We start from the raw sequence: 515 nt of genomic DNA on the forward strand, positions 1-515 counted from the left end.
TTCCTCCTGCTGCCCATATCTCGCTCGGTGCGCTACCCTACGACTGTACAAGGGTGGCAAGTCCAGACATAAAATCTGGTAGCTGCAATACTAACCAGACTCAACCTGCACTGAACACAAAGCTAGCAACAATAAGTATCCATTCTTTTTGTTTTAAGTATTTAAATATTTTCAACATATTTACATTTCTCCTCATTTTTCGATAATATGCCAATGATATTGTGAAAAATAATTCTAAACAGAATTACCTTTTTAAATCCCTCACTTTTTTTGTGGATATCATTTAATTTTCCACCCTTTTATAGAGCCCTTTTTTTAGTAATGAAATTTCTAAAGTATAGTTTTCCACCGACTCATCGAATGGTATTTCCTTCGCAAAATTTTAAATAAGATTGTGAAAAGTCACCGCCGTGATAATCTTCATAACATGAAATATTTCTCGTTCTTCTGTAATATTTAATTTTTCTTTATTTATTAAGACCATGATTTCGGACAATCTATTTTTATGATTATCC

At 32.4% G+C, this 515-nt stretch carries 1 pseudogene; it reads right to left on the reverse strand.

Features of this window, described 5'->3' with window-relative positions:
- Positions 1-382 precede the first annotated feature (382 nt).
- A pseudogene (locus KVT34_RS32155) lies at positions 383-515 on the reverse strand (TetR/AcrR family transcriptional regulator); the annotation flags it as partial.

Origin of the sequence: Paenibacillus sp. GbtcB18, assembly GCF_019091125.1 — a bacterium.
Classification (GTDB): Bacteria; Bacillota; Bacilli; order Paenibacillales; family NBRC-103111; genus Paenibacillus_F; species Paenibacillus_F chitinolyticus.